At 63.2% G+C, this 19516-nt stretch carries 21 protein-coding genes; 6 read left to right on the top strand and 15 right to left on the bottom strand.

Going from position 1 to position 19516, the window contains the following annotated elements; translation table 11 throughout:
* Nucleotides 1-124 precede the first annotated feature (124 nt).
* Together AC05QJ_RS25425 and AC05QJ_RS25420 are read left to right on the top strand one after the other, a co-directional pair.
* Complete coding sequence (locus AC05QJ_RS25425; protein ID WP_476743993.1) at nt 125-1144, top strand: flagellar protein MotY; 1020 nt, start codon at nt 125-127, stop codon at nt 1142-1144.
* A 128-nt stretch (nt 1145-1272) separates the two neighbouring features.
* Nucleotides 1273-2490: an argininosuccinate synthase gene (locus tag AC05QJ_RS25420; RefSeq protein WP_476743992.1), complete on the top strand. Its 1218-nt coding sequence runs from the start codon at nt 1273-1275 to the stop codon at nt 2488-2490.
* A gap of 27 nt (nt 2491-2517) precedes the next feature.
* Here AC05QJ_RS25420 and AC05QJ_RS25415 read toward each other — a convergent pair whose 3' ends face one another.
* Entirely contained in the window at nt 2518-3027 is a 510-nt protein-coding gene (locus AC05QJ_RS25415; RefSeq protein WP_476743991.1) for a hypothetical protein, read from the bottom strand.
* A 458-nt stretch (nt 3028-3485) separates the two neighbouring features.
* Here AC05QJ_RS25415 and AC05QJ_RS25410 point away from each other — a divergent pair, with 458 nt between their 5' ends.
* Entirely contained in the window at nt 3486-4112 is a 627-nt protein-coding gene (locus AC05QJ_RS25410) for a response regulator transcription factor (RefSeq protein WP_042122760.1), read from the top strand.
* A gap of 55 nt (nt 4113-4167) precedes the next feature.
* On the opposite strand, the gene AC05QJ_RS25405 is transcribed toward AC05QJ_RS25410, so the two are convergent.
* The 7 genes from AC05QJ_RS25405 to metG all read right to left on the bottom strand — a co-directional run bounded on the left by AC05QJ_RS25405 (nt 4168) and on the right by metG (nt 9951).
* Nucleotides 4168-4347, bottom strand: coding sequence for a PA3496 family putative envelope integrity protein (locus tag AC05QJ_RS25405; RefSeq protein WP_476743990.1), 180 nt, complete (start codon nt 4345-4347; stop codon nt 4168-4170).
* Nucleotides 4348-4452: 105 nt separating this feature from the next.
* A complete protein-coding gene (gene nth, locus AC05QJ_RS25400) occupies nt 4453-5091 on the bottom strand; it encodes an endonuclease III (protein WP_476743989.1) in 639 nt (212 codons plus the stop codon).
* A gap of 3 nt (nt 5092-5094) precedes the next feature.
* Nucleotides 5095-5655, bottom strand: coding sequence for an Rnf-Nqr domain containing protein (locus AC05QJ_RS25395; protein WP_476743988.1), 561 nt, complete (start codon nt 5653-5655; stop codon nt 5095-5097).
* On the bottom strand, nt 5648-6259 hold the full coding sequence (locus AC05QJ_RS25390) for an RnfABCDGE type electron transport complex subunit G (RefSeq protein WP_476743987.1): 612 nt from the start codon (nt 6257-6259) through the stop codon (nt 5648-5650). The genes AC05QJ_RS25395 and AC05QJ_RS25390 overlap by 8 nt, the downstream gene beginning before the upstream one ends.
* Nucleotides 6256-7242 (bottom strand): RnfABCDGE type electron transport complex subunit D, encoded by a 987-nt coding sequence (locus tag AC05QJ_RS25385; RefSeq protein ID WP_476743986.1) that lies wholly within the window; start codon nt 7240-7242, stop codon nt 6256-6258. Before AC05QJ_RS25385 ends, AC05QJ_RS25390 begins: the two co-directional genes overlap by 4 nt.
* Entirely contained in the window at nt 7239-7820 is a 582-nt protein-coding gene (locus tag AC05QJ_RS25380) for an Rnf-Nqr domain containing protein (RefSeq protein WP_476743985.1), read from the bottom strand. Before AC05QJ_RS25380 ends, AC05QJ_RS25385 begins: the two co-directional genes overlap by 4 nt.
* A gap of 91 nt (nt 7821-7911) precedes the next feature.
* Nucleotides 7912-9951, bottom strand: coding sequence for a methionine--tRNA ligase (metG, locus tag AC05QJ_RS25375; protein WP_476743984.1), 2040 nt, complete (start codon nt 9949-9951; stop codon nt 7912-7914).
* Between the two features lie 152 nt (nt 9952-10103).
* Between metG and apbC the strand changes: the two genes are divergently transcribed.
* Nucleotides 10104-11198: an iron-sulfur cluster carrier protein ApbC gene (gene apbC / locus AC05QJ_RS25370; RefSeq protein WP_476743983.1), complete on the top strand. Its 1095-nt coding sequence runs from the start codon at nt 10104-10106 to the stop codon at nt 11196-11198.
* Between the two features lie 159 nt (nt 11199-11357).
* Here apbC and AC05QJ_RS25365 read toward each other — a convergent pair whose 3' ends face one another.
* Nucleotides 11358-11567 (bottom strand): cold-shock protein, encoded by a 210-nt coding sequence (locus AC05QJ_RS25365; RefSeq protein ID WP_028943495.1) that lies wholly within the window; start codon nt 11565-11567, stop codon nt 11358-11360.
* Between the two features lie 324 nt (nt 11568-11891).
* Here AC05QJ_RS25365 and dcd point away from each other — a divergent pair, with 324 nt between their 5' ends.
* Entirely contained in the window at nt 11892-12458 is a 567-nt protein-coding gene (gene dcd, locus AC05QJ_RS25360) for a dCTP deaminase (RefSeq protein ID WP_428586196.1), read from the top strand.
* Between the two features lie 99 nt (nt 12459-12557).
* The gene (locus tag AC05QJ_RS25355; RefSeq protein ID WP_476743982.1) at nt 12558-12788 is read left to right on the top strand and encodes a hypothetical protein; all 231 of its coding nucleotides are present in this window, start codon (nt 12558-12560) and stop codon (nt 12786-12788) included.
* 1 nt (nt 12789) lies between these two features.
* Here the strand turns inward: AC05QJ_RS25355 and pdeM are convergent, their stop codons facing one another.
* The 6 genes from pdeM to AC05QJ_RS25325 form a co-directional block, all read right to left on the bottom strand.
* A complete protein-coding gene (pdeM, locus tag AC05QJ_RS25350) occupies nt 12790-13449 on the bottom strand; it encodes a ligase-associated DNA damage response endonuclease PdeM (protein WP_476743981.1) in 660 nt (219 codons plus the stop codon).
* A gap of 1 nt (nt 13450) precedes the next feature.
* Entirely contained in the window at nt 13451-15916 is a 2466-nt protein-coding gene (locus AC05QJ_RS25345; protein WP_476743980.1) for a ligase-associated DNA damage response DEXH box helicase, read from the bottom strand.
* A gap of 237 nt (nt 15917-16153) precedes the next feature.
* On the bottom strand, nt 16154-16918 hold the full coding sequence (locus tag AC05QJ_RS25340; protein WP_476743979.1) for an ABC transporter ATP-binding protein: 765 nt from the start codon (nt 16916-16918) through the stop codon (nt 16154-16156).
* Nucleotides 16919-16928: 10 nt separating this feature from the next.
* Nucleotides 16929-18044: a succinylglutamate desuccinylase/aspartoacylase family protein gene (locus AC05QJ_RS25335; RefSeq protein WP_476743978.1), complete on the bottom strand. Its 1116-nt coding sequence runs from the start codon at nt 18042-18044 to the stop codon at nt 16929-16931.
* Nucleotides 18045-18052: 8 nt separating this feature from the next.
* Nucleotides 18053-18763 carry an ABC transporter permease gene (locus AC05QJ_RS25330; RefSeq protein ID WP_476743977.1) on the bottom strand — a complete coding sequence of 237 codons (711 nt, stop codon included), beginning with the start codon at nt 18761-18763 and terminating at the stop codon, nt 18053-18055.
* Nucleotides 18760-19488: an ABC transporter permease gene (locus AC05QJ_RS25325; RefSeq protein WP_476743976.1), complete on the bottom strand. Its 729-nt coding sequence runs from the start codon at nt 19486-19488 to the stop codon at nt 18760-18762. Before AC05QJ_RS25325 ends, AC05QJ_RS25330 begins: the two co-directional genes overlap by 4 nt.
* Between the last annotated feature and the right edge of the window lie 28 nt (nt 19489-19516).

The raw sequence follows: 19516 nt of genomic DNA, 5'->3' as shown, positions 1-19516 counted from the left end.
TCCAGGCGGTTCGAACTCTTGGCGAATGCTACCGGAAAAGCCTGGGCCGAGCACTCGCTATCAAGTTTTGCCGACAGCGCCCGATAGCCTGCAGGTAAGTCGTGAGAATTTTGTGGAGCCGCCCGTGCGCCAGTGTTATCTAGCCCTGCTCAGTCTGTTCGCCAGCCTTCCGGCCGCCGCCCTCACGTTCCAGACGCGTGTGGAAAATATCGAGTGGAAGGTCGAGGGCGATCAGTTCGAGTGTCGTCTGATCCAGCCGATCGCCGATTTCGGCAGTGGTGAGTTCGTGCGGCGCGCTGGCGAGCAGGCGACTTTCCGCCTGCGCTCGACCAGCAACGTGCTGGGTGCCGGCTCGGCGACCCTGTTGGCGGCCGCAGCGCCCTGGCAGCCGGGCCGTGGCGACATCAACCTGGGCTCGATCCGCATGGGCAGCAGTGGCGTGCTCTTCAACAGCTCCCAGGGTCAGGCCAGCCGCTTGATCAACGGCCTGATGGATGGCCGCAGCACGGTGGTGCGCAACTACGCAGGCGAGGCCGGGCGGCCCATGGAGGTGCGCCTGCTGCCAGTGAAATTCAGCAAGGCCTACGCCGACTACCAGCTCTGCACCACCAAGCTGTTGCCGATGAACTTCGACCAGATTCGCCAGGCGCGCATCGGGTTTCCCGGCAACGGTATCGACCTGGATGCCGATGCCCGGGCCCGGCTGGATGTGATCCTCGATTTCCTCAAGGCCGATCCGACGGTCAACCAGATCGAACTGGATGGCCACTCCGACAACAGCGGCAACCGCCTGACCAACCGTGACCTGTCGCGCCGTCGCGCACTGGCGGTGATGGAATACCTCAAGGCCCATGGTGTACCGGAGGAGAACATCCAGGTGCGCTTCCATGGCGAGCGCTATCCGCTGGCGGCCAACAATTCCGCCGCCAACCGCGCCCGCAACCGCCGGGTGAATATCCAGCTCGACCGCGTCACGCCGGTCGAGAAGCCTGCGCCGGCGACCCCCGTGGAGCCGGCAGCGCCTGCGGTTCCGGCTACAGCACCAGCCGCTGGCGCACCGGCCTCTGCCGCGCCGAAGGCCCCGGCCACTCCAGGCGCGCCGGCAGCACAAGTGCCAGCGGCCAGGACGTCGCTCAAGTCCTGAGTGCGACCGCCCGTCGCGCCCACGACAGTTCCTGTCGCTTTGTCGTCACAAGCTGTCGCCCCACTGTAAATTCGGCGGTAAGGGCGGTAGAATCCGGGGTTTTCCGTACAACCCCGTGGAGTGATGGCATGGCGGACGTAAAAAAGGTCGTACTGGCGTATTCCGGCGGCCTTGATACTTCGGTGATTCTCAAGTGGCTGCAGGATACCTACAACTGTGAAGTGGTGACGTTCACCGCCGATCTGGGTCAGGGCGAAGAGGTCGAGCCGGCCCGCGCCAAGGCTCAGGCCATGGGTGTCAAAGAGATCTACATCGATGACCTGCGCGAAGAGTTCGTCCGAGACTTCGTGTTCCCGATGTTCCGCGCCAACACCGTCTACGAAGGCGAGTACCTGCTGGGTACTTCCATCGCTCGTCCGCTGATCGCCAAGCGCCTGATCGAAATCGCCAACGAAACCGGCGCCGATGCCATTTCCCATGGCGCCACCGGCAAGGGCAACGACCAGGTGCGTTTCGAGCTGGGCGCCTACGCGCTGAAGCCGGGCGTCAAGGTCATTGCGCCATGGCGCGAGTGGGACCTGCTGTCCCGCGAGAAGCTGATGGACTACGCCGAGAAACACGGCATCCCGATCGAGCGTCACGGCAAGAAGAAGTCGCCGTACTCGATGGACGCCAACCTGCTGCACATCTCCTACGAAGGCGGTGTCCTGGAAGATACCTGGACCGAGCACGAAGAAGACATGTGGCGCTGGAGCGTCTCCCCGGAGAACGCCCCTGACCAGGCAACCTACCTGGAACTGACCTACCGCGCCGGTGACATCGTCGCCATCGACGGCGTCGAGATGACTCCGGCCACCGTCCTGGCCGAACTGAACCGCATCGGCGGCGCCAATGGCATCGGTCGTCTGGACATCGTCGAGAACCGTTATGTCGGCATGAAGTCTCGCGGCTGCTACGAGACCCCTGGCGGCACCATCATGCTCAAGGCTCACCGCGCCATCGAGTCGATCACCCTGGACCGCGAAGTCGCTCACCTGAAAGACGAGCTGATGCCGAAGTACGCCAGCCTGATCTACACCGGCTACTGGTGGAGCCCTGAGCGTCTGATGCTGCAGCAGATGATCGACGCTTCCCAGGTCAACGTGAACGGGGTCGTCCGCCTGAAGCTGTACAAGGGCAACGTGATCGTCACCGGCCGCAAGTCTGACGACTCGCTGTTCGATGCCAACATCGCCACCTTCGAAGAAGACGGCGGTGCTTACAACCAGGCCGACGCTGCGGGCTTCATCAAGCTCAATGCACTGCGCATGCGCATTGCTGCCAGCAAAGGCCGTTCGCCGCTCTGATCGCGGCGTTGCGGAAAAAACCCGGCACTAGTGCCGGGTTTTTTTTGCCTCGTCAAAAGGTGTGGATTGGCGGGGCGGCGATTCGGTGATGATGGTGGTGCGGGTCCCGGCCTCGAGATTGTGCAAGACCAGGCCGTTCGCGGCCGTGGCGCGCACGGCGTGACGTGCCAGCACATCCAGCAGTGTCTGGCTGTCCGGGCCGGAGATCACCACAGTGGAGTTGGTACTGTCGTTAATGACGGGGCCGGAGTGGGAAAGTTGTAAGGGAGTTGTCGGAAATAACGAGTCCTGAAGGGCGCGCGATGTTTCCTCATTTGTTCCCGAACAATCTTCCGGGACATAAAGGCTTTTGCTGTTGAAGTTCAGGGTCAGAAAGAAGAGCAATGTCAGGAACGGTGGAAAGCCGACAAGGAACCAGGTGTAGATACTCTGGCTGCTCTCGTCGAGGAACGGTAGTGAGGCCAGCGCGGACGCTTCGATAATGCCGGCGAAGATGGCGATTATGGTCAGCGGGCTTTTTGGTTCCGGATTGTTCATAGGGCGTGTTCTCTGCCTGTCGCGATCGGTGGGCCCGCTGCTCGCCTCGGGTGCAAGCAGTGTGTAGCAAGCCGGGGGCGCAAATCATGGGGTTACAGCTCTTGCAGGAGAATCTCTTCACCCTGCACACCCGGACGAGGGATGCTCTACGGTCGCGTTAGGAGATGTTTGGCAAGTATTGAGGATATTTCCTTCAGGCCGCTATCCCTTATTCGTAGCGATATTTTTAAAGCTTGTCGCTAGCATTCTGAAATGCCTTTTTTGATCTTCCGGGAAAAGGCTTGAAGTAGCACTAAAACACACCGCTTGTAGGAATCTTCCGTAAGGGGTTTCTTTTGATTTTGTAGTCCTCGTCTGTATGTGCAAGTGTCGAGAACAGATGCACTGCACTGCACAGGCCGACTGGGCTATTGTGCGGGCCTCTAATAAGTCGAATAGTTTGAGAATGGATCTTGCCCATGAATAAAGTGCTGATCGTCGATGACCACCCGGTCATTCGCTTGGCCGTGCGCATGCTGATGGACCGGCATGGTTATGAAGTGATTGGGGAAACGGATAACGGAGTCGATGCACTGCAATTGGCCAGGGAGCACCTGCCCGATATTGTCATACTGGATATCGGGATTCCGAAGCTCGATGGTCTCGAAGTCATTGGCAGGCTCACGGCCAACGGCATCGTTATCAAGGTTCTCGTTCTCACATCTCAGGCGCCTGGGCATTTTTCGATGCGTTGCATGCAGGCAGGCGCGGCCGGATATGTCTGCAAGCAGCAAGATCTGACTGAACTGTTGAGTGCCATCAAGGCGGTGCTTTCCGGTTACAGCTACTTCCCCAACCAGGCACTGCACTCGGTGCGTTCCAACCTGGGCGGTTCCAGCGAAGCGGATATGGTAGGGCGCTTGTCGGGACGGGAAATGATGGTATTGCAGCAACTGGCAAGGGGGAAGTCCAACAAGGAAATCGCCGATGGCATGTTCCTCAGCAACAAGACCGTCAGTACCTACAAGACTCGTCTGCTACTGAAACTCAATGCCCGTTCCCTTGTCGATCTGATCGAACTCGCTCAACGCAACGGTCTCGTCTGACCGCTACGCCGAAAAAGGCCTCCGCAACGGAGGCTTTTTTCGGCCTGTCATGTATTCAAAGATCGAAATCGTAGTCGGCGAGCTGTTTTTGCAAACGACGCTCTTCCAGCAGGTTGTCGATCGTGCGGCGCTTGCTCAGATTGATTTTGGCATTTTCTGCCGGAGGCTCGGACCTGAACTCTTCCTGCGAGGCGGATTCATCATCAATTTCAAGGTCTTCTTTATCAGTGCTCATGAGTCACTCCGTTACAAGAGGGCCATTGGCGCCCCTTATAACGATATTCCTGAAGCGGGTAAAAAAGATTTTTTCAATCAGGTAGCAGCGGTTTTCACTATCTGGTCAATCGTCGGATGTCTTGTGCTTGTAGTCGCACAGGTCTTCGATCCGGCAACTTCCGCAGCGGGGTTTACGCGCCTGGCAAACATAGCGTCCGTGGAGGATGAGCCAGTGATGCGCGTCCAGCAGATAAGCCTTGGGCACGAACTTCAACAATGCCTTCTCCACCTCGACCACGTTCTTTCCAGGGGCGATGCCGGTGCGGTTGCTTACCCGGAAAATGTGGGTATCCACGGCCATGGCCAGTTGGCGGAACGCAGTGTTAAGCACTACGTTCGCGGTCTTGCGGCCCACGCCGGGCAAGGCTTCCAGGGCCTCTCGGGTTTCCGGCACCTCACCGTTGTGCTGTTCCACCAGAATCCGGCAAGTCTCGATGACATTCTTGGCCTTGCTGTTGTACAGCCCGATGGTCTTGATGTACTCAGACAACCCGTCCACGCCCAGGGCGTGAATGGCTGCCGGTGTATTGGCGACCGGGAACAATTTCGCCGTGGCCTTGTTCACCCCGACATCCGTCGCTTGCGCCGAAAGGATCACGGCGATCAGCAGTTCGAAGGGCGAGTTGTAGGCCAGTTCGGTTTTCGGCTCCGGGTTGTCTTCGTGTAGCCGGCGAAAAATCTCCAGGCGTTTGGCGGCATTCATGGATCAGTCGATTCCTTCACGGTCTTGGGTGGCCTGTTTCGGACAGGCTCGTTTGATCAGGGCCAGCCACAACCCCAGGAGTATCAGGGCTCCTGGGGCCAGGCTGGCCAGGCGCAGTCCGGAAACATCCGGCGCGGCAAATGAACTGAAGTGCAGGGTGCCGGTGGCCAGTAGTTCGCGGCTGCAGGCAAGCAGCAGGTACAGGGCTGCGAGACTGCCCAGTACGGCTGTGACACGACGCCATTGCCCGGTCTTGCCAAAGCCTTTCTCGACCAGCAGGCATTGCAGGGCGATCAACTCGGGATAAATGCCCAGCGCCCTGCTCGGCTCCAGTGCCCAGGCCTGCAGCGCCAGTGTCTGGCATGTGACCACGGTGGCGGCGAGCAGCATGCTGGCCAAGGTCGCTGCGGGGCCGTCCAGCCAGGCGCGCAGTGGTGTCATGCAGGCACGGTGCACGAGTATCGCCGAGACGCTCAGGCCGGCCATGGCGCACGCTTGTAGCAGTGTCTGGCTCGTCCCCAGCAGCGGCGCGAGGCTGATCACCACCAGCAGGGATCTATTCATCAGGCGTGCCCTCCGTCAGCCACAGGCGTGCATGCTCATCGAAATAGCGCAAGGCGTCCTGAATACCGTGGATCACCGCTCTGGAGGTCACGCTGGCGCCGGCTAGCTGGTCGAACTGGCCGTTATCGCGTTTCAACGCCCAGGCGCTTTCCGGTGTGTTGCCATGGCTACGGCCAACGAATTCGTTTGACCAGCCCGTGCCAGGTTTCGCCACTTGCGCGCCGAGCCCTGGCGTTTCCTGTTGCTGCAAGACACGGCTCGCCATCAGGCGACCGTCGGGAGCGATAGCGATCAGCATCTGAATGGAGCCGGCGTAGCCCTGAAAGCGGGTGTGCAGTACCACCGCGCTGGGCTTTCCGCGGAAGGTGGCCAGGTATCCGGCAAGCAGGGTGCTATGGGCGAGTACCGGTTGGGGCAGGGCGAGTGGATGTTGCAGCGGCTGGTTGTCGTAGCTGCCCTCTGGCAGCACGCTGAGCCAGGTGCGGGCCTGGAGTTGCCTTGCGGCTTCTTCGATCTGCGGCGCTGTGCAGCGCTGCCAGACGATGCTGATTCCGACGCACAGCAACGTCAGCGCCAGCAATAGCGCCACGCTGGCCCGCTTCATGTGGCCTCCGCGTGCCGGCGCTCTGCCCAGCGATCGAGCGCCGGTACACAGAGGTTCATCAGCAGTACCGCGAACGCCGTGCCGTCCGGGTAATTGCCCCAGGTCCGGATGAGGTAGACGAGTACGCCGACCGCTGCGCCGAATGCCAGCCGGCCCCAGGGTGTCTTCGGGCCGCTGACCGGTTCAGTGACGATGAAGAAGGCGCCAAGCATGGTCGAGCCGGCTAGCAGATGCAGCAATGGCGAGCCGTTGGAGTCGGAGCCGGAACCATTCCAGCAGAGCAGGCTGACCACGAAGAGGCTCGCCAGCATCGCGACCGGCGTCTGCCAGGCGATGACCTTGCGTTGCAACAGAAACAGCCCGCCCGCGAGAAACGCCAGATTCGCCCACTCGCTTCCCTGTCCGGCGAATCGGCCAAAGCCGGGGTGGCTGGCGAACAACTCGTCGAGGGTGAGGCTATGGTTCTGGCGCAAGCCATCCAGGACGGTGGCCTGGGCCCAGGCGTCCGGCCGATCGCCCTGGCCGAACAGTGCGGCGAGGCTGTTGCCCAGGTCCAATGCGTGGGGTGCCGGCCAGTGGGTCATCTGTACCGGGAACGACAGCAGCACCACCACATAACCGACCATCGCCGGATTGAAGGGATTGCGCCCGACGCCACCGTAGAGTTGCTTGCCCAGGCCGATGGCGCTGGCCGCGGCGATTGCCGCCAGCCACCAGGGGGCATGAGCAGGCAGCGCGGCGGCCAGCAGAACGGCGCTGACCACTGCACTGCCATCGGTCAATGCCGGCAGTACCGGACGACGGCGCAACCGCAACAGGGCGGCTTCGGTGATCAGCGCGACGGTCGCCATCAGCAACAGGTTGAACAGCACGCCCCAGCCGTAGATCCATAGCAACGCCAGCAGGCCCGGCATGCAGGCGAGCAGCACCAGACGCATGGCCTCGCGCAGCCGGGCATCGGGGAGCGCGATAGACCGGTTCATGATGCGAACAGCCCGCTGAAGCCGAGAAACGCCATCGCCATGATCCCTGCACTGATCAATTCCACAGGCAGCCCGCGAAAGGCCAGGGGAACATCGTCATGCTGACTGCGCTGGCGCAGGTCGTGGAACAGCGCCAGCACCAGCCAGAAACCCAGTCCACTGCCCAGGCCTGCCACCAGACTGAAGGCAATACCCCGTTGTTCGGCGCCCAGTTGCAGGCACAGGCCGAGCAGCGCGGCGTTGCCCGTCAGCAGGGGGGCGAGGCCGTCGAAGGGCAACGCCTTGCAGCAGCGCTGCAAGCCGCGTAGCAGTGGCGCTGCACCCAGCACACAAAGCGGCAGGAAGACGAACAGACGCAGGTAGTCGAGTTGCAGCGGGCGCAGCCCGTAGTGAAGGAGCAACTGGCTCGACGTGCTGACCACCAGCATGGCTACCAGTGTCGCCAGCCCCAGGGCATGAATCCTGGCCCGGTCTGCACCGTCGTCCAGGCGCAACAGCGGATCGACCGCAAGGGTCTGCTGCAAGACGATGTTATTGATCAGGGCGGCGCCGATAAGGGCGAGGATCAGTTCGGTCATGACGATGCCAGCAGCCAGGTGCAGGACGCCATTATCCGGCAATGACGATTCAATGAGAACGCCCCGGCGGATGAGGCCGGGGCGTTGACGGTTACTTGATGCGCTGGCCGGGCTTGGCGCCGCTGTCAGGGCTGAGCAGGTAGATTTCTTCGCCGCCAGGGCCGGCCGCCATGACCATGCCCTCGGAAACGCCGAAGCGCATTTTCCGTGGCTTGAGGTTGGCGATCATCATGGTCAGGCGACCTTCCAGCTTGGCCGGGTCCGGGTAGGCGGACTTGATGCCCGAGAACACGTTGCGCTGTTCGTCTCCGATGTCGAGGGTCAGGCGCAGCAGCTTGTCGGCGCCCTCGACCGCTTCGGCCTTGAGAATCAGGGCGACACGCAGGTCGACTGCGGCAAAGGCATCGAACTCGATTTCCGGCGACAGCGGGTCCTTGGCGAGTTCGCCGTTGCCGGCTGGCGCTGCCGCCTGGCTGGCGGCCAGGTCTTCCTTGGAAGCTTCGACCATGGCTTCGACCTTGGCCGGCTCGATGCGGGTCATCAGCGCCTTGAACGGGTTCAGCTGGTGGTTTTCCAGGCGGCTCTGGTGGTCGTTCCAGGTCAATGGTGCGACGTTCAGGAAGGCCTCGGCCTCGGCGGCCAGCACCGGCAGCACCGGCTTGAGGAAGATCACCAGTTGGCGGAACAGGTTGATGCCCTGGGCGCAGATGGCCTGGACTTCGTCCTGCTTGCCTTCCTGCTTGGCCAGGGACCACGGCGCCTTGTCGGCGATCCAGGCGTTGGCGCGGTCGGCCAGGCCCATGATCTCGCGCATGGCGCGGGAAAAATCACGGGCTTCGTAGGCTTCGGCGATACCCGGGGCGGCAGCGAGGAACGCCTCGGTCAGTTCCGGAGCGGCGTCGCCTGCAACCATCACACCGTCGTTGCCCTTGTGGATGAAGCCGGCGCAGCGGCTGGCGATGTTGACCACCTTGCCCACCAGGTCGGAGTTGACCTTCTGCACGAAGTCCTCGAGGTTCAGGTCGAGGTCATCGACGCCACGGCCCAGCTTGGAGGCGTAGTAGTAGCGCAGGTATTCCGGCGACAGGTGGTCGAGGTAGGTGCGCGCCTTGATGAAGGTGCCGCGGGATTTCGACATCTTCTGGCCGTTGACGGTCAGGTAGCCATGAACGTTGATCGCGGTCGGCTTGCGGTAGCCGGCGCCCTGCAGCATGGCCGGCCAGAACAGGGCGTGGAAGTTGACGATGTCCTTGCCGATGAAGTGATACAGCTCGGCAGTGGAATCCTTGTTCCAGTAGGCATCGAAGTCCAGTTCCGGGCGGCGCGCGCAGAGGTTCTTGAAGCTGGCCATGTAGCCGATCGGCGCATCCAGCCAGACATAGAAGTACTTGCCAGGCTCGCCGGGAATCTCGAAGCCGAAATACGGCGCGTCGCGGGAGATGTCCCACTCCTGGAGGCCGGAGTCCAGCCATTCGGCCAGCTTGTTGGCGACGGCGTCCTGCAGGGTGCCGCTGCGGGTCCACTCCTGCAGCATGGCCTGGAAGTCAGGCAGCTTGAAGAAGAAGTGCTGGGAGTCCTTCAGCACCGGGGTGGCACCGGAGATGGCCGACTTGGGGTTCTTCAGTTCGGTCGGGGCGTAGGTGGCGCCGCATTTCTCGCAGTTGTCGCCGTACTGGTCTTCCGCCGCGCATTTCGGGCAGGTGCCCTTGATGAAACGGTCGGCCAGGAACATTTTCTTGTCCGGGTCGAAGTACTGGGTCACCGAACGGGTGGCGATATGGCCGGCGTCGCGCAGCGCCAGGTAGATGCTGTTGGACAGCTCGCGGTTTTCCTCGGCGTGGGTCGAGTGGAAATTGTCGAAGTCGACGAGGAAGTCGGCGAAGTCGCCGGCATGCTCTTTCTGCACGCCGTCGATCAGTTGCTCGGGAGTGATGCCTTCCTTTTCCGCGCGCAGCATGATCGCCGAGCCGTGGGCATCGTCAGCACACACGTAGATGCACTGGTTGCCACGGTGCTTCTGGAAGCGCACCCACATGTCGGTCTGGATGTACTCGAGCATGTGGCCAAGGTGAATGGAACCATTGGCATAGGGCAGGGCACTGGTGACAAGGATCTGGCGTGGCTCGGACATGGGGGCTCGGCTACTTAATTCGGCTAACGGGGTAAAAGATGATCGGCCACTATAAAGCGCCGGGAAATATATTTCACCCTGCCAACGTCCCGGCGGCGACTCGCGGGTTAGCATAGCCACCTGTTTGATTCAGTCTTTTATCGGGAGTCTCCATGAGCGCCGTCACTCGCGCAGCGGTTGAAGCCGTCCTTCGTCAATACACCGACCCTTACCTGAACCAGGATCCCGTCAGCGCAGGCTGCGTGCGTGCCATCGTGATCGAGGACGATCGTGTCGGCGTGCTGCTGCAGCTGGGCTATGCCGCCGGCCTGTTCAAGAACGGCTGGGCCCAGGTGCTGAAGACCGCGATCGAAGGCCTGGACGGCGTCAGTGCGGCGAAAGTGACCATCGACTGCGTGATCGAGCCGCACAAGGCTCAGGCGCAGATCCCGGGCCTGGCCAACGTCAAGAACATCATTGCCGTGGCCTCCGGCAAGGGCGGCGTCGGCAAGTCCACCACCGCCGCCAACCTGGCCCTGGCCCTGGCCCGCGAAGGCGCGCGGGTGGGGATTCTCGATGCGGACATCTACGGCCCCAGCCAGGGCGTGATGTTCGGTATCGCCGAGGGCACCCGGCCGCAGGTGAAGGACCAGAAGTGGTTCGTGCCGTTGCAGGCCCATGGCGTCGAGGTGATGTCCATGGCCTTCCTCACCGATGACAACACGCCGATGGTCTGGCGTGGTCCGATGGTCTCCGGCGCGCTGCTGCAACTGGTGACCCAGACTGCCTGGAACGATCTGGACTACCTGGTGATCGACATGCCGCCGGGCACCGGCGACATCCAGCTGACCCTGGCGCAGAAAGTCCCGGTGGCCGGCTCGGTCATCGTCACCACCCCGCAGGACCTGGCCCTGCTGGACGCGAAGAAAGGCGTCGAGATGTTCCGCAAGGTCAACATCCCGGTGCTGGGCGTGGTGGAAAACATGGCGGTGCACATCTGCTCGAACTGCGGCCACGCCGAGCACCTGTTCGGCGAAGGCGGTGGCGAGAAGCTGGCGGCCCAGTACGGTGTCGAACTGCTGGCCTCGTTGCCCCTGTCGATGCTGATCCGCCAGCAGGCCGACAACGGCAAGCCGACGGCTATCGCCGAGCCGGAAAGCCAGATCGCCATGGTCTACCAGGAGCTGGCCCGCTCGGTGGGCGCGCGTCTGGTGCTCCAGGAAGCGGCGGCACCGACCATGCCGAACATCACCGTCAGCGACGACTGAGAAACGTAGAGCAGTCTCAAGCTGCAAGCTGCAAGCTACAAGGAAAAGCAAGCCAGCGCCGCGACGGCTTTTTCTTGTAGCTTGCAGCTTGAAGCTTGCAGCTCAGGAATAAAAAAACCCGCCATGGAGGCGGGTTTTTTTCAAGCGACGAAGCAGAAGTTAGATAACTTCAACTTCTTCAGCTTGCATGCCTTTCTGACCGCGGGTAGCGATGAAAGAAACCTGTTGGCCTTCTTTCAGGCTCTTGAAGCCGTCAGCCTTGATGGCTTTGAAGTGTACGAACAGGTCGTCACCGGATTGTGGGGTGATGAAGCCGAAGCCTTTCTCATCGTTGAACCACTTAACGGTACCGGTTTGGCGATTGGACATGGTCTGTCTCCTTGGACAAAAGTTTATTCGGCTCAGGAACGCCCTGGCCGAGACTGAGTGCAAAAAGACAGAAAATTCATGGATGGGCGATCGAAATCTTGCATCAAGTAGAGATTCTCAGTGACAACGTGCAGCACAGTGGCGGCACCTTAACCCTTTTTCCGCAAGGTGCCAATGGTCTCGTCCCGCTTTTCCGCAATTCTTGACTGACGGCGCCTCCGGGCAGTTTTTGCCATCGCTCGGCAGGCTAAATGTTTAAAGCGCGCACTCGTCCCGGTAAGATGCCGCTCATATTTTTCACCCCGCTATTTCAGGAACCCCGCCATGAGCATCAAATCGGACAAGTGGATTCGCCGCATGGCGCAGGAACACGGCATGATCGAACCGTTCGTCGAGCGCCAGGTGCGCAACGAAGGCGCCGACCGGCTGATCTCCTTCGGTGTTTCCAGCTACGGCTACGACGTGCGCTGCGCTGACGAATTCAAGGTGTTCACCAACATCAACTCGGCCACCGTCGATCCGAAGAATTTCGACGCCGGCAGCTTCGTCGACGTGAAGAGCGATGTCTGCATCATCCCGCCGAACTCCTTCGCCCTGGCCCGGACCGTCGAATACTTCCGTATTCCGCGCAACGTGCTGACCATCTGCCTGGGCAAGAGCACCTATGCCCGTTGCGGCATCATCGTCAACGTCACTCCGCTGGAACCTGAATGGGAAGGCCACGTGACCCTGGAATTCTCCAACACCACCACCCTGCCGGCGAAGATCTACGCCAACGAAGGCGTGGCGCAGATGCTGTTCCTGGAGTCCGACGAAGAGTGCGAAGTCTCGTACAAGGATCGTGGCGGCAAGTACCAGGGCCAGCGCGGCGTCACCCTGCCACGCACCTGATCCGACGAACCGGGGGGAATTCCTCCGGTCGATGGGACTCCAACCTGATGAACCGTCCCGGCGCGCACGAGGCGTGCCGGGCTTTGTCAGGAGCAGCCCATGAAAATCGACCCCGCAATCAGTGCCAAGCTGGCCCTGCTTCAGCCCAACCAGATCGGGCTGGTGGCATGGTCGCTGCTGGCGCACCCGCATCCGACGATGCACGCAGGCGGCGTTCCCGGCCAGCCCGACCCCGATTCACCTCAGCCACCACAGCCTGGCGAAACGCCACCGATGGAGCCAGGCGAGCCCACGCTTCCCGATGAACCCCCACCGGCCCCGGTCGCCTGATTCAGCGCGCCAGTGGCCAGACCCTGCCTGCGCCGGCTAGGAATATCCGGGCCGGCGCCTGTGGGGTGATCTCCCAGCCGCCAGTGAACTCACCGAAGGCCGGCAGCAAGCTCACCTGCTCGGCGATGACGAAGCACGGTAGCCGCATGCGCTGACGGGCCTTGCCGCGCAACAGGCAAACCGGGTGCACGTGCCCTGCCAGTACCGTATGGCCGGGGTGTGCCAGTGGCTCGTGTCGCAGCGCGAAGGGGCCGACGAGCCAGGGTTCGTCCACCACCTCGATGTCCAAGGCCTGCGGCGGGTCGCCAGCGTGTCGGTCGTGGTTGCCCCGGATCAGGCTGATGCGCAGCCCGGCGTGGCGTTCGCGCCAGTCCTGCAACAGCGCCAGGGTGGCGGGCGCGCGCCCCGAGCGGGCGTGGATGAAGTCACCCAGCACGATCAGAGACTCGCTCGGATAAGTGGTCAGCAGAGCATCCAGACGTGCCAGCGTGGCGGCTGTCGTCCCGCGTGGCACTGGCTGATGCAGGGCGCGGTAGCTGGCGGCCTTGCCGATGTGCACGTCAGCCAGCAGCAAAGCCTTGCGGGCGGGCCAGTAAAGCGCCCGGTCGGCCAGTAGCCAGAGGCGTTCGCCACAGAGTTCGATCTCGCAGTGTTCGCCCACGTCAACGCCCCCGATTCGCGGCTTTTTCCAGATCGGCCACCATCCGCGCAATACGGTCGGCGAGCTTTTCGGTGCTCAGGGTTTCACGCATGCCTTCCACCACCAGGGCGAAGGCCAGCGGCCCGGGGCGCTTGAGGTCATGCAGATCGAGGCGCAGCCTGCCCATCTTCAGCAACTGCCGGTGCAGCCGCTCGATTTCCAGCTCTTCGCGCAGCACCTCGTCGCGGGCCTGGCCCAGTAACAGATTATCGGCGTCATGCCGGCGGAATACCTCGAAGAACAGGCCGCTGGAGGCCTGGATCTGTCGTGTACTTTTCTGTGCGGCGGGATAGCCGCCGAACACCAGGCCGGAAATCTGCGCAATCTCGCGAAAGCGCCGCTGCGCCATTTCCCCGGCGTTGAGGCTGGCCAGCACATCCTCCAGCAGGTGGTCGGCGCTCAAGGCTCGCGGCAGCGCGCTGGCCCAGTCCACCGCCGTAGGTGCCAGCAGTTCGAAACCGTAGTCATTGACCGCGATCGAGACGCTCAGGGGCTGCTCGCGGCTGGCCCGCCAGGCGATCAGGCTGGCCAGCCCGAGGTTGGCCATACGCCCGGCGAAGGGATAGAGAAACAGATGCCAGCCTTGGCGCGAATGCCAGGTCTCGGCCAACAGACTGGTCTCGGTCGGCAGCGCCGACCAGTCGGCCTGCAGTTCCAGCAACGGCCGCACCGCCTGCATTTCCGGGCTGGCGAAGCGTCCTGCGGCGGCGGCATCCAGTTGCGCCACCAAGGCGTCGGCCAGTTCGCTGGAAAGCGGCATGCGCCCGCCATTCCAGCGTGCCAGCGCGGCCTTGCGCGAGGTGCTGCGGCGCACGTAGGCGGTCATGTTCTCGACCCGCACCAGCTCCAGCACGCGACCGGCGAAGACAAAGGCGTCGTCGGGCCGCAGGCGAGCGATGAAGGCTTCCTCGACGCTGCCCAGACTGGCTCCGCCACCGCCCTTGCTCCAGAACTTCAACTGAATGCTGGCGTCGCTGACGATGGTGCCGATGCCCATGCGGTGACGTCGCGCCAGGCGCTCGCTGGCGACCCGCCAGACACCGTCGGCCTGGGCGTCGACGCGTTTATAGTCCGGGTAGGCGGTCAGCGAACTGCCGCCGTGACGGACGAAGTCCAGCGCCCACTGCCACTGGCTGTCACGCAGATCGCGAAAGGCCCAGGTGCTACGGACTTCCGCCAGCAGCGTGTCCGGGCGAAAGCCGGCGCCCAGCGCCATGCTCACCAGATGTTGCACCAGCACGTCCATGCACAACCGTGGCGACTGACGTGCCTCGATCTGCCCGGAGGCCAGGGCCTGGCGTGCGGCGGCGGCTTCGACCAGTTCCAGGCTGTGGGTCGGCACCAGGGTGATGCGCGAGGCCCGCCCTGGCGCGTGCCCGGAGCGCCCGGCGCGTTGCATCAGGCGCGCCACGCCCTTGGCCGAGCCGATCTGCAAGACCCGCTCGACCGGCAGGAAATCCACCCCGAGGTCCAGGCTGGAAGTGCAGACCACCGCCTTCAGCCCGCCTTCCTTGAGACTGCGCTCCACCCAGTCGCGGGTGCTGCGGGCCAGCGAGGCGTGGTGCAGAGCGATCAGACCGGCCCAGTCCGGGCGTGCTTCGAGCAGCGCCTGATACCAGCGTTCGGCCTGAGCGCGGGTGTTGGTGAACACCAGACAACTGTGACAGGCGTCGATCTCCCGGCAGACGGGTTCCACCAGGCTCAGGCCCATGTGCCCGGCCCAGGGAAAGCGCTCGATAGCGGGTGGCAGCAGGCTGTCCACTTGCAGGCGCTTGTCCTGGCGGCCTTCGATCAGCCGTCCCTGCTCCGGCACTAGCACCTCCAGGGCGTGGGGCAGGTTGCCGAGGGTCGCCGACAGCCCCCAGATCACCAGGTCCGGATGCCAGCGGCGCAGCCGGGCCAGGGCCAGCTGCAGTTGCACACCGCGCTTGTTGCCCAGCAGTTCGTGCCATTCATCGACCACCACCATGCGCAGGCTGGCGAAGTCGCTTTCGGCCTGGGCGCGGGTCAGCAGCAGGGTCAGGCTTTCCGGCGTGGTGATCAGCGTGCTGGGCAGGCGTCGGGACTGACGGGCGCGCTCGGCGCTGTTGGTGTCGCCGCTGCGTACGCCCACGGTCCAGTTCAGGTGCAGATCATCCAGCGGCGCTTGCAGGGCGCGGGCGGTGTCGGCGGCGAGGGCGCGCATCGGGGTGATCCACAGCACCTGCAAAGGGGTCGGGGGAGGCGGTTTGGCAGCGGAGATGGGCTTGTCAGCGAAGGCGCGCAGGGCGGCCAGCCAGACGGCGTAGGTCTTGCCGGCGCCGGTGCTGGCGTGGAGCAAGCCGGATTCGCCCCGGCCCACGGCGGCCCAGACCTGGCGCTGGAAAGCGAACGGTTGCCAACCTCGGGCGGTGAACCAGGTGGCGGCGAGGTTGGGTGGAGCTGGCATGGGCGCACTCGGCTCGATGGGGGCTGTGTCTTCACAGACCTCGGGCAGGGGCTCGGGTTTCCTGGATCTTGGGGGGCTTTGATCCCTGGTTAATAGCCGCAGAACGCTTGTCGGGATGCCGCATCAAGGCTGACAGGTGCATGCCTTGATTCTTGCAGCGCTCGATCTTGAGGGCGCTAGACAACCATCGGCATGCGCCTCTCGGCCCTGACCCGATACCGCCCCCCAACAAAACCGCTACTTCAAATTCCCCCGCAAAAACTGCTGCAGCCGCTCACTCCTGGGCTGCCCAAGCACTTCACCAGGCGGTCCCTGTTCCTCCACCAGCCCCTGGTGCAGAAACATCACCTGGCTCGACACCTGCCGGGCGAAGGCCATCTCATGGGTCACCATGATCATGGTCCGGCCCTCTTCGGCCAGGCCCTGAATCACCTTCAGCACTTCACCCACCAGTTCCGGGTCCAGCGCCGAGGTCGGTTCGTCGAACAGCAACACCTCCGGTTCCATCGCCAGGGCCCGGGCGATGGCGACGCGCTGTTGCTGGCCCCCGGAAAGAAACGCCGGGTACTGGTCGGCCACCCGCGGCGCCAGTCCGACCTTGTCGAGGTAACGCCGCGCGCGCTCTTCCGCTTCCTGCTTGCTGACCCCCAGCACCCGTCGCGGCGCCATGCAGATGTTCTCCAGCACGCTGAGGTGGCTCCACAGGTTGAAATGCTGGAACACCATGGCCAGCCGGGTACGCAGCCGTTGCAGTTCGTCGGGGTCGGCGACGTGCATGCCATGGTGGTCGCGGACCATGCGGATGTCCTTGCCGTCCAGGCTCATGCGCCCGTCGTCGGGCTGTTCGAGGAAGTTGATGCAGCGCAGGAAGGTGCTTTTGCCCGAGCCGCTGGCGCCGATCAGGCTGATGACGTCGCCGGTCTTGGCCTTCAGCGAAACGCCCTTGAGCACTTTGTGGTCGCCGTAGCTCTTGTGCAGGTCTTCGATGGTCAGTTTGTACACGCAGGGGCCCTCATGGCGACAACAGATAACCGCTTCGGTAAGCCTCGCGACCGGCGACGTGGGCGATGACCATTCCGGCCGTGGCCATGCGCCGTAGCGAACGGGCGTAGAGCAGGCCGGGCTGGCTATTGCGCACCGGCGTGACACGGTCGCTCAGGGGGTCGATGACCTCCGCGACCAGTTGCCCTGCTTCCAGGTACTGGCCCGGCGTGACATGGAACACCAGCAGCCCGCCAAGGGGGGTGGCCACCGGTTCGACCGCAGCCAGCGGTGTGGCAGGGTAGAGCAGCGGCGGCAGGGCAGGTGCTTCGCCGTCGATGGCGCCGAAATGGGTCAGGTAATTCAGGATCGCCTGGCAGTCGGCCTCGGCCAGCGGGTGGCTGACGTCGCCCTGGCCGCGCAGTTCGACGGTCACCGAGAAACTGCCCATGGGGATCGGGAACTGCTTGCCGAAGCGTTGCTGCAACTGCCACCAGACCAGGGTGAAGCACTCGTCGAACGACTGTCCGCCGGAGTCGGTAGCCAGCAGGCTTGCCTGAACCCCCAGGTAGCGCGACAGTGGCTCGACCTGGGCCCAGGCCTCCGGCGTGGTGTAGAGGTGTTCCACCGCTTCGAAGTCGCAGTGCAGGTCGAGCACCATGTCGGCATCGCAGGCCAGCCGCTGCAAGGTCAGGCGCTGGGACTGCAGCGGCGTGTGCGCCGGGTGCCCGGCCAGCGCCTGGCGCAGGCTTTCGCGGATCAGTTTGACGTTGTGCTGCGGATCCTGGCTGAGGTGGCCCTCGATCTGGTCGCCGATCTGGTCGGTGAGATCGACGAAGCGGCGGTTGAAGTTCTCGCCGCTCTGCAATTCGTAGCGCCCCAGCGGCACATCCATCAGCACCTGTTCCAGGCCCACCGGGTTGGCCACCGGCACCAGCACGATCTCCCGGCGCAGGCGGCCCTGGCGTTCCAGCTCGGCCAGGCGCTGCTTGAGGTGCCAGGCCACCAGCATGCCGGGCAGTTCGTCGGCGTGCAGCGAGGCCTGGATGTAGATCTTGCCGCCGGCCCGCGGGCCGAAGTGGAAACTGTGGATCTGTCGGGCGATGCCGGGGACCGGTGCCAGCAGGTCATGGGTCTTGTGGTGCATGTAAAGTCCTAGTGAGCGGGGCCGAGGAAGGCCAGCCAGCGCCGTTCGGCGAGGCGGAACAGACCGACCAGGGCGAAGGTGACGCACAGGTAGATGATCGCCGCGGTACCGAACGACTGGAACGTCAGGAAGGTGGCCGAGTTGGCATCCCGGGCCACCTTGAGGATGTCGGGCACCGTGGCAGTGAACGCCACGGTGGTCGAGTGCAGCATCAGGATCACCTCGTTGCTGTAGAACGGCAATGAGCGGCGCAGCGCCGACGGCATGATGATGTAAGCATAGAGTTTCCAGCCGTGCAGGCCATAGGCCCGGGCCGCCTCGATCTCGCCGTGGTTCATGGCGCGGATCGCCCCGGCGAAGATTTCCGTGGTGTAGGCGCAGGTATTGAGGGCGAAGGCGAGGATGGTGCAGTTCATCGCGTCGCGGAAGAACGCGTCGAGGATCGGCTGTTCACGCACGGCGGCGAGGCTGTAGATGCCGGTGTAGCAGATCAGCAACTGGATATACAGCGGCGTGCCGCGGAACAGGTAGGTGTAGAACTGCACCGGCCAGCGCACCCAGAAGCGCCGCGACACCCGGGCGATGGACAGCGGGATCGAGACCACGAAACCGATCGCCAGCGAGGCGGTGAGCAGCCACAGGGTCATGGCCAGGCCGGTCATGTGGGTGCCGTCGGTGTAGAGGAAGGCTTGCCAGTATTCCTGCAGCAGTTCGATCATCGCAGCGCCTCCCGGGTGCCGACGTTATAGCGCTGCTCCAGCCAGCGCAGGATCAGGTTCGACGCGCTGGTGATGAGCAGGTAGATGAAGGCCGCCACCATGAGGAAGAAGAACAGCTGGTAAGTGCTCTTGCCGGCGTCCTGCGAAGCCTTGACCAAGTCGGCCAGGCCGATGATCGACACCAGCGCCGTGGCCTTGAGCATCACCATCCAGTTGTTGCCGATGCCCGGCAGGGCGAAGCGCATCATCTGCGGGAAGACCACGAAGCGAAAACGCTGCATGCGCTTGAGGCCGTAGGCGGTGGCAGCCTCGACCTGGCCCCGCGGCACGGCGAGGATGGCGCCGCGAAAGGTCTCGGTGAAATAGGCGCCGTAGATGAAGCCGAGTGTGATGACCCCGGCGGCGAACGGGTCGATCTCGATGTATTCCCATTCCAGATAATCGGTGAGGCCGGTAAGCCAGGTCTGCAGGCTGTAGAAGATCAGCAGCATCAGCACAAGGTCAGGCACACCGCGGATCAGCGTGGTGTAGACCTGCGCCGGGAGACGCAGCAGGCGCAGCGGCGAGAGCTTGGCGCTGGCGCCCAGGAGGCCCAGGCCGACGGCGACCAGCAGCGACATGAAAGACAGTTTCAGGGTCATCCAGGTGCCCTGCCACAACAGCGGGCCGAAGCCTTTCAGGCTGAACGCCGAAAGCCCGAGCAGCGCAAGCAGATCGTCGAACATGGAGCGAATCCCTGGCAGTGAGAAAAGA

The sequence above is a fragment of the Pseudomonas sp. TUM25319 genome (genome assembly GCF_056388475.1).
This window is presented reverse-complemented; position numbering and strand designations above follow the sequence as displayed.